Raw genomic sequence first — 14437 nt, 5'->3', positions numbered from 1 at the left:
AAGCTCATGACTTTAAGCAATATTATAACAGTTCAACCTAGATTTTACGACTACATCAAAACAAAACTCCTGCCACACACAGGGAAGAAAAGCAGCTATGATAAAGTAGCTGCTTTTTTTATTCTGAAGGATCCCACCATTCTTCAAGTCCTTCTATCATTTCATCAAATGGTTTGTATACAACATCCACTTCTGGGATAGATTTAATAAACTGTTTTCCATACGGTGATTCTATAATCCGTCGATCAAAAATCACGATTGCTCCTTTATCTCTCTTCGTACGGATAAGACGACCAAATCCTTGTTTAAATCGAATAATCGCATCTGGAAGAGCTTGCTCTGTAAAAGCATTTCGGCCTAGCTTTTTTATTCGATCCATTTTAGCCGCGACAACTGGGTCGTGTGGAGGTGCGAAAGGAAGACGTACGATAGCAAGACACGAAAGAGCTTCTCCTGGAATGTCCACACCTTCCCAAAAGCTGCTTGTTCCAAAGAGAATAGATTGATCAAACTGTACAAAGTCTTTGACAAGTCTTGTTCGATTTCTTGTTGAAATTCCTTGTCCGAAAATCATAAAACGCTCTTCAAAATCTAAGTCTTTTGTATAGTGAAACGTTTTTTTCAACATTTCATATGACGTAAATAAAACAAGCATTTTCCCATTTGTCACCCGAGCAACTTGCAAGATGGAATGAGCAAGAGAAAGACAATAATCATCAAGATCTGTTTCATTAACGGTAGGAAGATCATCTGGAATAAAAAGTCGAGCCTGCTCTTTATAATGAAAAGGAGATTCAATCTTCAACTGCAAAGGTTGAAAATCATATAAACCAAGTCTTTCAATTGTATAATCAAAGGCTTCTTTAATCGTTAATGTGGCAGATGTTAATACAACGCTCTTTTTATGCGTAAAAAATAAATCAGCAAGCGCTTCGCTTACATCTGCTGGTTGATTGTACAAAAAAGCAGCATTTGCCGCCCCTTTTGCTTCAATCTCAACCCAACACACTTCCCCTTCTTTTTCTGTTAGAAGAAGAGTATGTAATTTATCTCGAATAAGTAAAAGCTCTTCACAACATGCAATCAAATTATGCCATTTTTCATACTGTTTACTTACGGGATCCCACTGCTTTTTTTCTCCTTCTTGTTTAAAGATAAGATAAATTCTCTCAAAATCCTCCAACAAGAAAAGTGTCCTTAAACAAGATTCTTTAATCGCGGATGGTGCTTTTTCTACTTCGTATCGTTTACGAACTCTCGTTGTCGCTTGTTCATGCTGCATGCTTCTTCTTACATAGCGATGAATAAGACGAAATAAATCGTCCATTTCAGCTCGCACTTGTCTAATATTACCATCAAGTTTAATAAACCATGACTTTCTTCCTGTCATATACTCACCAACATCTTTTAAATACCCTTCCGTATCATTTGTACCGATTTTTAAAAGAAGATGATGAATTTGAAAATAGTCAAGTTGTGTGCCAAGCTGTTCACTCGCAATTTCTTCTAAATGATGAGCTTCATCAATAATTACACTATCATATTGAGGAAGAAATTTTTGCTTTCTCATCACATCCAGAAGCAATAAACGATGATTTGTTACGATAATGTCGGAATCTTTTGCTCTGTTTTGAGCTCGTTCATAAAATGAGAACCTCTGCCATGGTTCTTGAAAATCGATAGGGAGCGGCTGTTCATCATTAATTTGTTCCCAAAAAAGCTTTCCGCCAGAAGGCAAGTTCAGCTCATCAATATCCCCTGTAGTTGTCATAGTCAACCACACGACAATAGCTGACTTAGCAAGCACAATATCATAGTTGCTTTCTTTTTTAGGTAAAAAGCTAAGAAACTTTCTAACATTCAAGTAATGATGGCGCCCTTTTAAAAGGGTGACAGACACAGGAAATGAAACAAGTTCTTCAAGAAGCGGAGCATTTTGATCGATAAGCTGTTGCTGTAAATTCACTGTATGTGTTGAAACAACAACAGGCTGCTTTTTTTCTTTAGCCACAAAAATAGCTGGAATAAGATAAGCTAACGTCTTGCCTGTTCCTGTTCCTGCTTCAATTATGGCATGCTGGCTCGTTGTGAGCGCTTCGTATACAGTTTCCATCATTGACCATTGAGCACTGCGTGATTCATACTTCTTCAGCACTCCTTTAAAGAGCTCTTCTCGCTTATTATAAAAGGTTTCATATGATAGATCCGTATGATTATCGACGTTTTTCACAACTGCTTTTTTAATTGGCAAATCTTGAATAATTTCAAGTTCTTCTCGCTCTTGTGCACGCACAGCTTCTTTCAATCCCTGATTAAAAAGCTCACCAATAGCGCTTTTGTAGGAAGGAGCAAAACGAGAAAGCCATGTTAGCGTTTCTTTAGGAAGCTCCTTAATTTTATCAAGGAGCAACAAAAGCAAGTCACCTGTTGCTTCTGCATCACTATCTGCTTGATGTGGATTATCATGTTCCATATTAAAGTGAGTTGAAAGCTGCTGAAGCTTGTATCCTTCATTTGTTGGAAGTAAAATACGTGAAAGTTCCACTGTATCAATTAGCTTATTTGTTAATGGCCTAAAACCAATTCTTTGTAATTCTTGATTCAAGAAAGAAAAATCAAAGTGAACGTTGTGCGCTACAAAATAAGCATCCCCAATAAACTCAACAAGCGAGGAAGCAATCTCTTCAAACGTTGGTGCATGGTGCACCATTTCGTTATTAATATGCGTAAGCTGCTCAATGAACGTCGGAATTTCAGCTTTTGGGTTTACAAAAGTTGAAAACCGAGCAAGAACTTCTCCATCCGCCATGAGCAGAGCCGCAACTTGGATAATACGATCTCCGTTTTTAGGGTTATGTCCTGTTGTCTCTAAATCAAGCACAACGTACTGATTACTCATTGTAAAGTCCACCTCTATTGTTCCATAACTAACATTTCTCTATGTAAATATAAAAAGAGTGTCACCATCTTTTAGACACCCTCTTCTCTATGTTGTTTTAAAGTTTATCCCTGTTAAAACAACATTATTAAATATGAACTATTGCCTATTGGCTAAGTTATAGAGAAAAGCAATGGCGACTACTGTCTCTAAAATTTTAACAGTTGGCTCATGTTTAAGCAATTGTTTGATATCCGTTGCTCTTGTGAAAAAGAGAGGAAGAAAAACAGAACTGTTTTTTCTTCCTCTCTTTTTAAACTTCTATTTACTAGCATTACCAACTTCAGTAGTTTCAAGCCTATTTCCTTTTACATCATTTTTTAACATCTAGAATCATGTTATCAATTAAGCGTGCTTGGGAAAATTTCACTGCGATAGCGAGAATAATCTTCCCTTCAAGAACGGTTATCTCTTCTAATGATGGATAGCGATAAAGGTCCACATAATCAACTTCTCCATCTGTATGCTCATTAATGTGAGCGAGAATGCTTTCTCTAATCTTTTGTTTATTTCGTTCCCCTTGTTTAACAAGCGTACTTGCCCGACGCAAACTTTCATATAAATGAGGAGCTTGTTCTCTTTCCTTTTCTGTTAAATAAACATTTCTTGAACTTTTAGCTAAACCGTCTTCTTCGCGCACTGTCTCAACACCAATAATTTCAATTGGAAAGAAATAATCCTCCACAAGTCCCTTCGTTACAGCTACTTGCTGAGCATCTTTCAAACCAAAATAAGCTCTATCTGGCATTGTTATATGAAATAGTTTTGAAAGGACAGTTACAACTCCATCAAAATGTCCTGGTCTGCTTTTTCCACAAAGAACGTTAGTACGATCTATAGCTGTAAGTTTCGTTGTCGGAAATGTTGGATACATTTCATCAACAGAAGGCAGAAAAACAACGTCAACTCCTTCTTTTGCTGCAAGAGTAAGATCTCGCTGTTCATCTCTTGGATATTTTTCAAAATCTTCATTAGGACCAAACTGAGTCGGATTAACAAAAACACTTAAAATCACAGTATCATTTTGTTCTTTAGCTTTTTTAATAAGGGTTAAGTGTCCTTCATGTAAAAAACCCATTGTTGGCACAAATCCAATTGTCCGACAACTCTTACGCTCTTCTCTTACAAAATCCTTCATTTCTTCTACAGTTTTTATAACTTTCATACCTACGGCTGTCTTCATGCTTACTTCCCTCCGTAAAGAGAAAAAAGCGCTTCTTCTTTCATCGTAAAAGAATGCTCTTCACTTGGGAATGTTTTTGCTTTTACATCACTGACATACTCACGTAAGCTTTTTTCAATATATTCATTTGCATTTCCGTACGTTTTCACAAACTTAGGCAATCGTTCAACGCCATAAGAAATGACGTCATGATAAACAAGAACTTGCCCATCTGTATATGAACCAGCACCAATTCCAATGACAGGGATCTCTAGTTCCTCTGTAATTCGTTTTGAGAGCTGATATGGTACACATTCAAGTACAACTGCAATAGCTCCTGAGGCTTCAGCACATTTCGCATCTTCAATAAGCTTTAATGCTGACTGAGCATCTTTTCCTTGCACTTTATAGCCTCCAAGTACGCCTACTGTTTGTGGAGTAAGCCCTAAATGACTTACAACAGGAATGCCTCCTTCTGTTAAAGCTTTAATAACACTAAGCGTTTCACCTGCTCCCTCAAGCTTCAAAGCATGTGCCCCACTTTCGCGCATTATTTTGGCTCCTGCTCTTAGTGCATCTTCTCTTGAAGTGTGATAGGACATAAACGGCATATCTGTCACAATAAACGTCTTGCCTGCTCCTCTTTTTACGGCCTTTGTATGATGTATCATGTCTTCTACCGTAACAGGAATTGTTGACTCATATCCGAGTACAACCATCCCAAGAGAATCTCCAACAAGAATCATCTCAACGCCCGCTTGTTCTGCTAAACGAGCAGACGGATAATCGTAAGCTGTTAGCATTACAATTGGCTCTTTTTCCTTTTTCATTTTCATAAAGCTGTCTCTTGTTCTCATGTTCGCTTCCTCCTTTAAATGGAGAGAAATGAACAACCCTCTGGTTTGTCATTCCTCTGTCCTAGTCCATGCCCGGATCAAGGCAGAATAGTATTTCTTTTCAATAAAAAAGAGTGAAAGATGTAGTTCATATAGATACTACTCTTTCACTCGTCATTATAAGAGAAAAATCCCTTTTTTACCACTACTTATTATTACTAAGCTCAATATCAGCAGAATAAATGTAATGCATTTTCCCTTCAAGATCTTCAAGCATTAATGTTCCTTCAGGAGTAATGCCTTTTGCTAACCCTTCAATTGAGCCTTTTAACGTGCGTGCAATAATGTTTCGCCCAATTGTAATAGCATATGCTTCCCACAGAATTTTAATTGGTGCAAACCCTGCTTTTAAATATTGATAATAAAGTTCTTCTAACCTCTTTAAAATAGCTTGTACAAGTGTTGCACGAGAGATTTTTTCACCTTTTTCAATGGAAAGCGATGTGGCAATAGAAGAAAGCTCATCATTAAAATCTGCTTCTTGTTGATTTACATTAATCCCCATTCCAATAATCACAGAATGAATCTGGTCAGCATCCGCCTGCATTTCAGTTAGAATACCAACGAGCTTCTTTCCGTTTATTAAAATATCATTAGGCCATTTAATATCTACTTTTATATTTGTAATTTCCTCAATTGCTTGCACAATAGCCACAGCTGCAAGCAGTGTAAGCTGTGGGGCTTCATGAGGAGGAATTTGTGGACGCAAGACAAGACTCATCCAAATGCCTGTTGTTTTGGGAGAATGCCATGCTCTATTTAACCGCCCACGTCCACCAACCTGTTCTTCTGCAATAACAAGCGTGCCTTCTTCACATCCTTCTTGTGCAAGACGATGCGCAACCTTTTGAGTTGAATCAACTGTTTCTTTATAACAAATGTTTTGGCCAAGCTTCTTTGTATCTAATCCAAGCCGTAGAGCGTCTGGCGTAACAAGCTCTGGCTTTTTAATAAGCTTGTACCCTTTTCTTCTCACAGCTTCAAGCTCATATCCATCTTTTCGTAAATCTTCGATATGTTTCCAAACTGCCGTACGTGAACAGCCAAGTTCATCACTTATTTTCTGACCTGACACATACTCTTCTTCTCCAGTGGTAAACATTTCTAACAACTTTCGTCGAATTTCAGACTCCACTTGCTTACCCACTCCTTAATGACGTTCCGATCATTTTCTATTTTGCCACAAACAATGTTTTCGCTTAGTTCTTGGATGCATTGTGCAATCCAAGGACCTTGAGCACGATTACTCCATGAAACAAGATCTTTTCCATTTGCTTCGATATCTTTAGAAGAATAGATTGGAAGGGATTCATAGATCAATCGAATTTTCTCTTCTTCACTCTGTACGCCTTGTAAAATCCTTTTTAGATGATTTACTCTTAATGCAACTTCTAATCCACTTTGATAAATAGCAAAAGGAGTCCATTCTTTTATAGAACGGTAAAAAACGACCGTCTTTTCCGTTTCTTTTATTCGTTTGTTCGAAAGCTTCCACTTTCTTAAAAATAGAGCGGTATCCTCTACTTCTAGAATCAGACAAAGGAGCGACCATGCTGAGGTCTCTTCACTGATGGTCGTCCAGTCATATTCTATAAGCTCCTTCTTTTCATGAAGAGGTAAAACGTCAAGCAATCCTGTCTCTACAATTGTTTGAAAAGCTTCTGTAGCTTTATTTCCGAGCATGAGTTTCTGAAACTCAACTGAAATACGTTCCATTGCGATATTTTGCAAAAGATGGCAATTTCTTCTTATTGCTTCTTTTACTTCAGGAGTAATTGTAAATGAAAGCTGACTCATAAAACGCACAGCTCTCATCATACGCAGTGCATCCTCACTAAAACGTTCATCTGCGTTTCCCACTGTTTCAATGATACCCCTTTTGATAGCATTCCTTCCGTCGAAAGGGTCAATTAAGGTTTCATTCTCGTCCATTGCAATAGCATTCATTGTAAAGTCACGTCGTTCTAAGTCTCCTTCAAGCGAACTAATAAACGTAACTTCATCAGGACGTCTAAAATCTTTATAATCACTTTCAGTCCGAAATGTTGTGACCTCATATGGTTCATTTTCAAGGACCACCACAACTGTTCCATGCTCAATGCCAACTTCAATAACTTTCGGGAATAAACGAACAACATCCTCTGGTCTTGCTGAAGTAGCAATATCAATATCGCCAATAGGGCGGCCAATAATAAAATCGCGAACAGACCCTCCAACAAAGTATGCTAAATAACCGTTTTGCTGAAGCTTATGTAAGATTGCTAAAGGTTTTATAAAAGGGTCTCTCATGATGTTCACCTCACTTTGTTTAACGCTTTTTCATAAAGCTCCTCATACTGCGCGACGATATCTTTTGAAGAAAATTTACTCCATACGGAACGAAGAGCAGAAGCCGACATTTCTTCATACAAACTATCATTTTGTAAGAGAGATAGAGCTTTTTCGGCAGCTTCTTCGTAATTACCAACTTCACAGATATAGCCTGTTTTCCCATCTTCAATAACTTCTGGAATTCCACCAATATTTGTCCCAATGCAAGGAACACCGTTAGCCATTGCTTCTAATAAAACAAGGCCAAAGCTTTCTTTTTCAGAAAGAAGAAGCTTAAGATCGCTAATGGCATAAAGATCATCCACATTTTCCTGTTTTCCAAGAAAAAGAACTTTATCTACAATATCAAGATCTTTAACAAGATAGCAAACAGCCGTCATCTCTGGGCCATCTCCAACAAGTAAAAGCTTCGCATCAACCTTTTGTTGAACATGATAAAAAGCTCGTACAACATCTGTTACCCGCTTCACTTGTCTAAAGTTTGAAACGTGAATAAGGACTTTTTCTCCTTCTTTAATTCCATATTCTTTCTTAAGTAGTGAAACATCTTCCCCTGTTTCTTCTTTCTGTTCAATAAAGTTATGAATCGTATGAATCTCTTTTTGAGGAGCAATAAGGTCATACGTTTGTTTAACAAGCGAAGAGGAAACAGCTGTTACTTCATCGGAATTTTCAATTGCGAACTTAATAATACTCTTCAAGGAGAGGTCATAACCGAGTACAGTAATATCCGTTCCATGCAAGGTTGTCACAACTTTCAAATGCTCTCCAACCATCTGCTTTGCTAAGAAAGCACAAACAGCGTGAGGAATGGCGTAATGAGCGTGAAGAAGATCCAACTTCTCACGCTTTGCCACCTCTGCAATCTTACTCGAAAGAGCTAAATCATATGGTGGGTATTTAAAAACAGAATACTGATTCACTTCCACTTCATGAAAGTAGATATTTGAATACACTTTATTTAAACGAAATGGCATGCTTGAAGAAATAAAATGGATCTCATGTCCTTTTTCAGCAAGTAATTTACCGAGTTCTGTTGCTACAATTCCAGATCCACCAACGGAAGGGTAGCAAACAATGCCGATTTTCAATTTCATTAAAGATTTCCTTTCTGTTCTTCATGAACAATTGTGCGCCATTTCAAATCTCCACGACGAAGCCCATGAATAAGTACTTCAGCTGTACCCATGTTTGTTGCAAGCGGAATCGCGTATACATCACAAAGACGAATAAGGGCTGTTACATCTGGTTCATGAGGCTGAGCTGTTAAAGGATCACGGAAAAAGAGGACCATATCCATCTTGTTGTTGGCAACCATTGCCCCAATTTCTTGATCTCCTCCAAGAGGACCAGATTGAAAACGATGAACATCAAGACCTGTTGCTTCTTGAATTCTAAAACCGGTTGTCCCTGTTGCAAAAAGTTCGTGATCTTTTAAAACTTCTTGATATGCTGTCACAAATTGGACCATATCATTTTTTTTCTTATCATGAGCAATTAGCGCAATTTTCATCTCTTCTCCCGCCTTCTATTCGATAATATTTTCAAGTCCATAAACAAGCGTATCAATGTTCATTACCGTATTCACACAAAGCTCAACACCTGACATGAAGGACGCTCTATTATAAGAGTCATGACGAATCTTTAATGACTCTCCGTCGCGTCCGAATAACACTTCTTGATGTGCGATAAGGCCTGGTAGACGCACGCTATGAAGATGTATTCCATCAAATTCTGCTCCACGTGCTCCTTCTATAATTTCTTTTTCTTCAGGATGGCCTTGCTTCTTTGGTTCACGTACTTTGGAAATAAGCTCTGCTGTTTTAATCCCTGTTCCAGACGGAGCATCAAGTTTGCGGTCATGGTGAAGCTCGATAATTTCTACGTCTGAAAAATAACGAGCTGCCATTTGGGAAAACTTCATCATTAAGATCGCACCAATTGCAAAGTTAGGAGCAATAATACAGCCTACCCCTTTTTCTTCTGCCATTTCTTTAAGCTCTGTTAAATCTTCTTCAGAAAAACCAGTTGTACCTACAACAGCACGCACTCCATAGCTAAGTGCAGTTTTCGTATGTAATCGTCCAATTTCAGGTGTTGTCAAATCAACTAAAACATCTGGCTTTGTTTCTGTTAAGCATGTATGAATATCTGTATAAATAGGAGCATCAACTGCCGGTAATCCTTCTACATCACTAATTTTCTTTCCTTCATTAATACGATCAATAGCTCCTACAAGCTCAAAATTTTCCGTGTTTTTCATTAAGTGAAGGGCTTCTATCCCCATACGTCCTCGTGGTCCTGCTACTACAACTTTAACTTTATTCATCTTACTTATCCTCCTCAATTTTCGTCCAACGATTCGCATCACGCGTATTAAATTTATTCATCACAAGATTATGCGATTCTTCTAAGCTAATGTTCAACGAGTTGGCTAAACAAATAAGCACAAAAAGAACGTCTCCGATTTCTTCTTCCATTGCTTTTTCTTTTTCTGTATCTTTTTTCGGTTTTTCTCCATAATAATGATTGACTTCTCTAGCAAGTTCACCAAGCTCTTCTGTCAGACGAGCCATCATCGCAAGAGGACTAAAATAGCCTTCTTTAAATTGACCAATATATTCGTCTACCTCTTGCTGCATTCTTTTCATTGATTTGTTTTCCATTGTTTCACCTCGTTCATACTAAGAGAGTTGTAAAAACGCTTCCTCTGTTCATATGTTAGCGAATGAGAACGTTCTTGACAATTATTCTAGCTTTAAAAATAGCAATTGTCACTATCAACTCTCTTTTCTATGGTAGGATAGGTGTTGAATACTACGTTAAAAAGGAGGGGCTTTATGCTTAAAGGAGTGCGCATAACTAACATTGTATTTATTTTGCTTGGAACCGCTATCTTTGGCTTTGGGCTTGTTAATTTCAACATGCAAAACAATTTAGCTGAAGGAGGATTTACAGGTATTACCCTGCTATTATTTTTCCTTTTTAAGATTGATCCTTCTTATTCTAACCTTGTCTTAAATATTCCACTCTTCTTCATTGGATGGAAATTGCTTGGACGCGTAGCCTTTATCTATACAATTCTTGGAACAGTAGGGCTTTCGCTATTTCTCTGGATATTCCAGCGTTTTCCTATCAATTTTCATCTCGAAAACGATATGACCCTTGTTGCTCTATTTGCAGGTGTTTTCATTGGAGTAGGGCTCGGAATTATCTTTAGATTTGGAGGCACAACAGGCGGTGTCGATATTATCGCTCGTCTTGTAAATAAATATGTAGGATGGAATATGGGGCGAACGATGTTTATGTTTGATTTTGGTGTGATTGCTCTTTCACTTATTACATATTTAGATTTTAGAGAAGCAATGTACACGCTTGTTGCTGTGTTTGTTGCTGCACGCGTTATTGATGTGATGCAAGAAGGTGCTTATACAGCAAGAGGCGCCACCATTATTTCAAAGGAAAATGATAAAATTGCACAACGTATTTTGAAGGAGATGGACAGAGGGGTCACAATTTTAAAAGGCCAAGGTTCATTTTCTAAACAAGATATGAACGTCCTCTATTGTGTTGTCGGAAAAAACGAAGTATTTAGGTTAAAGCAAGCTGTCACATCTATTGATCCACATGCCTTCGTTGCTTTCACAACCGTTCATGACGTGCTTGGAGAAGGTTTCACACTTGATGAAAATAAGATGCCATTACAACGTTAAAAGAGCCGTCCAGCTGGACGGCTCTTTCTTATTCTTCGCTATTTGACATTCCTGTATAAATTAAAACAAGTCGGACGAGCTCAAGCACTGCTACAGCTGCTGCTGCTACATATGTTAAGGCTGCTGCATTTAACACTTTACGCGTGCGGCGTTCCTCATCATTTCGAATTACCCCTGAAGAAACAAGCTGAGCCATTGCTCGATTTGACGCATCAAACTCAACAGGGAGTGTAACAATTTGGAATACTACAGCGGCTAGCATAAATACAATTCCTAATAACAGAAGATTTGACATTCCTGCTATAATTCCGATAAAAATCAAAATCCAAGAAAAATTCGAACCGATATTAGCAACTGGAACAAGTGAATGACGAAGTCTTAAAAAGGCATAGCTTTCATGGTCTTGAATCGCATGCCCTACTTCATGGGCTGCAACAGCCGCTCCTGCTACTGATGTTCCATAGTAATTATCCTCTGATAAGCGAATAACCTTTGCACGTGGATCATAGTGGTCTGAAAGAGTCCCACCAACTGGTTCAACTGTGACATCATAAATTCCATTGTCGTTCAAAATACGACGAGCAACGTCTGCTCCTGTCATATTTGAAGAACTATGAACTTTAGAGTATTTCTTGTAAGCACTTCTTACTTTCCAACTCGCTAAAATTGGAACTAAGATGATGATTATAAAATAAATGAGCATTCCCATTTATACGCCTCCACATAGTTAAATTTACTTATCCTCATTCTATTAAAGAGGGCGCTTCATGTCAAAAGATTTGCCTTCCTCTAATAAGAACTATGAATCGTCTGGCTTCCAATATATTTGCGCCAGCCAACGTAAAGAAGAGTCGTCACAATAATACTTCCTATTGTCATCATTACCCAAAATGGAGAAACATCAGATTGAAAGGGAGCTTTTTCAAAAAGCGTTTGAAGATCTTTTTCAATTTGTTTAAAATAAGCTTCTTTCTCTCCATCACTCATCGCCTCAAGGCTTTGATTATTTAGGAAAGCAACGTGATCATTCATTTTCTCAATATCTTGCTGATTGCGATCAACTTGTGCACTTGGAAGAATAAGATCATATTGCTGCAAAAACACGGCTAAATCTTCTTGAAATGCAACCTGATCTCCAGTTTCAGCATTTTCCTTTAACTTCCCAAAAGTACTTAACATCTCTTCTTCCATTTCTGTCCAAAGTGGTTGATGATTCGTTTGAAGCGCATCGACCAAAAGCCGGAACTGCATCACTTTTGAACTTGGTTCCTCTTCGGTGTCTCCTTGTTCTAACGCTTGTAACGCAAGACTGTGACTATATTGTAAAATTCGAAACTGCTCTGTTGAAATATGCAAACTTTCTCTATTTACTGGAGTCAGCTCGTCATTAAAACGGTCCATAAATGTGATGGCTTCCTTATAATGCTCCTGCTGCGCTAAGGACAAAGCCTGATCGGCAAGCTCATTCAACGTACTCCAACTGCTTTCTGCTTGCACAGTCACTCCTTTTTGCAACAAAAGAATCATGCAGAATAACGTTATCCATCGCTTCATGTTCGTCCCTCCTCACTACTAAACTTTATGTAAGAAAGGACGAGTTTAGACCATGTCTAATTTCTTTCAGCAATGAAATTTTGTGTGTAATATTGTTCATTAACACCGACTCCAAGCTTATCAAAATCTGGATTTAACATAGCTTTCCTGTGCCCTTCGCTATTAAGCCAACCTTCAACAACTGCGATGCCATCCTGATACTCAGCAGCGATATTTTCCCCTGCTGTATCATAGGGGACGCCTCCTTTTTCTAGGCGATCAGCTAACTTTCCAAACGCTGGAGAAACGTGATCAAAGTAATTATTTTCTTTCATATCTGTACTGTGTCCATATGCTACTTTAGCAGCTCCTTCACTCCATCCTAGTTCATTTAGGCCATGCCTAATCCGAATCACGTTTGTAATATCAAAAATTTGTTGTTCATTCCCATGCTGAATCTCTTCTTGAATCTCTTTAGAAGGTTTTTCTGCACTTATAAGTTCCCCTCGATATGTAAGCTCATAAGGACGCTGTTCAATCAGGGTCTTAGCATCCATTGCTCTTATACTTGATATTTTATTTGTATATTGATCAAAATAAAGCTGGACAAATACGTCTTCGTATTGAATAAGAGGTTTCATCTGCATATCTGCTTCAGACATTTCAAATTGATACATATTTCCCTTATAGTTGAATTGAACTTGTGGAGAAACAGGTGTATGTTTCATCACTTCCTGTCTCGTTTCATTAATGGAATAAGGATCTACATTGACGTTATCGCCAATTGTATATACCATAACAACTTTATCTTTTTCTACACCAATTTGCATATATGAAGAAGGAGAAGAACGATAGATCCACCATTTATAACCATATTGTGATTCATCGATTCGGTCTGGTTTGCCAAAGCGTTCTGAAACATCATCTTTATTTTTACCAATTAAAGATAAAATAGACTCTTTACTTATTGATGCTTCTTCTTTTTGGTCACTAAACGTTGCTTCTTCCTTCTGCTGATTTTTTTCCTCATCGTTGGATTTAAAAGGTATACTGCTTATCGCATAAAAAATAGCGATAACCGCAATTACAAAAAATATCTTTCTCAACTTTCCACCTTCTCTCTATCTACACTAATATATCATGTATGTTCAACAGCTTATTATTTTCACTCTTATTATGTATCATACATTCTTTTTATGTTTTGTGCTTTTATTCTCCCTTTTAAAACAGTAAATATTTCTTATTATAACCTTCTTAGCTTTTTAAAAACGGGTTACAAAATAAGAGCGACAGATATTTTCTGTCGCTCACTAGTTTGGTTTCTTAAAAGTTTAGTTCTTTCGAAATTTCCACAAGCGCTAAACCCGCTTTTTCGTTTGAGTACTGATTTAATGCTATGTCTCCTAATGAAACAATTCCTGCAAGCTTGTTGCTATCTACAACAGGTAGACGACGAACTTGATGCTCTGCCATCAAAGAAACTGCTTTTTCTAATGAATCGTTTGGTGTTACTGTTACTAAATTAGGACTCATAACATCTGTAACTTGAGAAGAATTTGGTCTTTTTTCAGCTATTGCCCGAATTGCTAAGTCACGGTCTGTAATTAGCCCTACAAGATTATTTCCATCAAGAATAGGGATAGCTCCAACATTTAGTTCTTTCATCTTTACAGCTACTTCATAGATGTTATCCTGAGTTGTACAGCAGTCCGTATGATGACTCATAATATCGCTTACAGTTTCCATTCGTTTTCTCCTCGCTTCTCGTTGTTTTTTCAGGAAAATTCCAATCTTTCTAAATCGATTAGGAACCTCTTCCCGTAGTTAGTATGAGTTAAATCTTTCACCTTATGTACGCTGTTTT

At 37.7% G+C, this 14437-nt stretch carries 14 protein-coding genes; 1 reads left to right on the top strand and 13 read right to left on the bottom strand.

Going from position 1 to position 14437, the window contains the following annotated elements; translation table 11 throughout:
- Positions 1–118: 118 nt before the first annotated feature.
- The 9 genes from dinG to MOC86_RS02565 all read right to left on the bottom strand — a co-directional run bounded on the left by dinG (position 119) and on the right by MOC86_RS02565 (position 9993).
- Complete coding sequence (gene dinG, locus MOC86_RS02605; protein ID WP_268582579.1) at positions 119–2899, bottom strand: ATP-dependent DNA helicase DinG; 2781 nt, start codon at positions 2897–2899, stop codon at positions 119–121.
- Between the two features lie 352 nt (positions 2900–3251).
- Positions 3252–4103 (bottom strand): pantoate--beta-alanine ligase, encoded by an 852-nt coding sequence (gene panC / locus MOC86_RS02600; RefSeq protein ID WP_268582863.1) that lies wholly within the window; start codon positions 4101–4103, stop codon positions 3252–3254.
- 20 nt (positions 4104–4123) lie between these two features.
- Complete coding sequence (gene panB / locus MOC86_RS02595; RefSeq protein ID WP_243513707.1) at positions 4124–4957, bottom strand: 3-methyl-2-oxobutanoate hydroxymethyltransferase; 834 nt, start codon at positions 4955–4957, stop codon at positions 4124–4126.
- Between the two features lie 184 nt (positions 4958–5141).
- Positions 5142–6131 carry a biotin--[acetyl-CoA-carboxylase] ligase gene (locus MOC86_RS02590; RefSeq protein WP_268582578.1) on the bottom strand — a complete coding sequence of 330 codons (990 nt, stop codon included), beginning with the start codon at positions 6129–6131 and terminating at the stop codon, positions 5142–5144.
- Positions 6101–7285 carry a CCA tRNA nucleotidyltransferase gene (locus MOC86_RS02585; protein ID WP_268582577.1) on the bottom strand — a complete coding sequence of 395 codons (1185 nt, stop codon included), beginning with the start codon at positions 7283–7285 and terminating at the stop codon, positions 6101–6103. The genes MOC86_RS02590 and MOC86_RS02585 overlap by 31 nt, the downstream gene beginning before the upstream one ends.
- A gap of 5 nt (positions 7286–7290) precedes the next feature.
- Positions 7291–8424 (bottom strand): N-acetyl-alpha-D-glucosaminyl L-malate synthase BshA, encoded by a 1134-nt coding sequence (gene bshA / locus MOC86_RS02580; RefSeq protein WP_268582576.1) that lies wholly within the window; start codon positions 8422–8424, stop codon positions 7291–7293.
- Complete coding sequence (mgsA, locus tag MOC86_RS02575; protein WP_019393032.1) at positions 8424–8840, bottom strand: methylglyoxal synthase; 417 nt, start codon at positions 8838–8840, stop codon at positions 8424–8426. The genes bshA and mgsA overlap by 1 nt, the downstream gene beginning before the upstream one ends.
- 15 nt (positions 8841–8855) lie before the next feature.
- Positions 8856–9656 (bottom strand): 4-hydroxy-tetrahydrodipicolinate reductase, encoded by an 801-nt coding sequence (gene dapB / locus MOC86_RS02570; protein WP_243513726.1) that lies wholly within the window; start codon positions 9654–9656, stop codon positions 8856–8858.
- A 1-nt stretch (position 9657) separates the two neighbouring features.
- On the bottom strand, positions 9658–9993 hold the full coding sequence (locus tag MOC86_RS02565) for a nucleotide pyrophosphohydrolase (RefSeq protein WP_019393030.1): 336 nt from the start codon (positions 9991–9993) through the stop codon (positions 9658–9660).
- Between the two features lie 174 nt (positions 9994–10167).
- Between MOC86_RS02565 and MOC86_RS02560 the strand changes: the two genes are divergently transcribed.
- Positions 10168–11040 carry a YitT family protein gene (locus tag MOC86_RS02560; protein WP_019393029.1) on the top strand — a complete coding sequence of 291 codons (873 nt, stop codon included), beginning with the start codon at positions 10168–10170 and terminating at the stop codon, positions 11038–11040.
- 28 nt (positions 11041–11068) lie between these two features.
- Here the strand turns inward: MOC86_RS02560 and MOC86_RS02555 are convergent, their stop codons facing one another.
- The 4 genes from MOC86_RS02555 to MOC86_RS02540 all read right to left on the bottom strand — a co-directional run bounded on the left by MOC86_RS02555 (position 11069) and on the right by MOC86_RS02540 (position 14319).
- The gene (locus MOC86_RS02555; protein ID WP_061803570.1) at positions 11069–11749 is read right to left on the bottom strand and encodes a zinc metallopeptidase; all 681 of its coding nucleotides are present in this window, start codon (positions 11747–11749) and stop codon (positions 11069–11071) included.
- 80 nt (positions 11750–11829) lie between these two features.
- Positions 11830–12594: a sporulation protein YpjB gene (locus MOC86_RS02550; RefSeq protein WP_268582574.1), complete on the bottom strand. Its 765-nt coding sequence runs from the start codon at positions 12592–12594 to the stop codon at positions 11830–11832.
- Between the two features lie 56 nt (positions 12595–12650).
- Positions 12651–13679, bottom strand: coding sequence for a CAP domain-containing protein (locus MOC86_RS02545; protein ID WP_268582573.1), 1029 nt, complete (start codon positions 13677–13679; stop codon positions 12651–12653).
- A gap of 217 nt (positions 13680–13896) precedes the next feature.
- Positions 13897–14319, bottom strand: a complete 423-nt coding sequence (locus MOC86_RS02540; protein WP_268582572.1) for a CBS domain-containing protein — start codon at positions 14317–14319, stop codon at positions 13897–13899.
- Between the last annotated feature and the right edge of the window lie 118 nt (positions 14320–14437).

The sequence above is a fragment of the Priestia endophytica genome, assembly GCF_026790145.1.
In the GTDB taxonomy this organism is placed as follows: domain Bacteria; phylum Bacillota; class Bacilli; order Bacillales; family Bacillaceae_H; genus Bacillus_I; species Bacillus_I endophytica_A.
This window is presented reverse-complemented; position numbering and strand designations above follow the sequence as displayed.

What these genes read in the sequence shown, in the direction of transcription:
- panB (WP_243513707.1), bottom strand. Translation starts at nt 4,957, where the DNA reads ATGAGAACAAGAGACAGCTTTATGAAAATGAAAAAGGAAAAAGAGCCA.
- bshA (WP_268582576.1), bottom strand. Translation starts at nt 8,424, where the DNA reads ATGAAATTGAAAATCGGCATTGTTTGCTACCCTTCCGTTGGTGGATCT.
- MOC86_RS02540 (WP_268582572.1), bottom strand. Translation starts at nt 14,319, where the DNA reads ATGGAAACTGTAAGCGATATTATGAGTCATCATACGGACTGCTGTACA.
- mgsA (WP_019393032.1), bottom strand. Translation starts at nt 8,840, where the DNA reads ATGAAAATTGCGCTAATTGCTCATGATAAGAAAAAAAATGATATGGTC.
- MOC86_RS02585 (WP_268582577.1), bottom strand. Translation starts at nt 7,285, where the DNA reads ATGAGAGACCCTTTTATAAAACCTTTAGCAATCTTACATAAGCTTCAG.
- dapB (WP_243513726.1), bottom strand. Translation starts at nt 9,656, where the DNA reads ATGAATAAAGTTAAAGTTGTAGTAGCAGGACCACGAGGACGTATGGGG.
- panC (WP_268582863.1), bottom strand. Translation starts at nt 4,103, where the DNA reads ATGAAAGTTATAAAAACTGTAGAAGAAATGAAGGATTTTGTAAGAGAA.
- dinG (WP_268582579.1), bottom strand. Translation starts at nt 2,899, where the DNA reads ATGAGTAATCAGTACGTTGTGCTTGATTTAGAGACAACAGGACATAAC.
- MOC86_RS02550 (WP_268582574.1), bottom strand. Translation starts at nt 12,594, where the DNA reads ATGAAGCGATGGATAACGTTATTCTGCATGATTCTTTTGTTGCAAAAA.
- MOC86_RS02565 (WP_019393030.1), bottom strand. Translation starts at nt 9,993, where the DNA reads ATGGAAAACAAATCAATGAAAAGAATGCAGCAAGAGGTAGACGAATAT.
- MOC86_RS02555 (WP_061803570.1), bottom strand. Translation starts at nt 11,749, where the DNA reads ATGGGAATGCTCATTTATTTTATAATCATCATCTTAGTTCCAATTTTA.
- MOC86_RS02560 (WP_019393029.1), top strand. Translation starts at nt 10,168, where the DNA reads ATGCTTAAAGGAGTGCGCATAACTAACATTGTATTTATTTTGCTTGGA.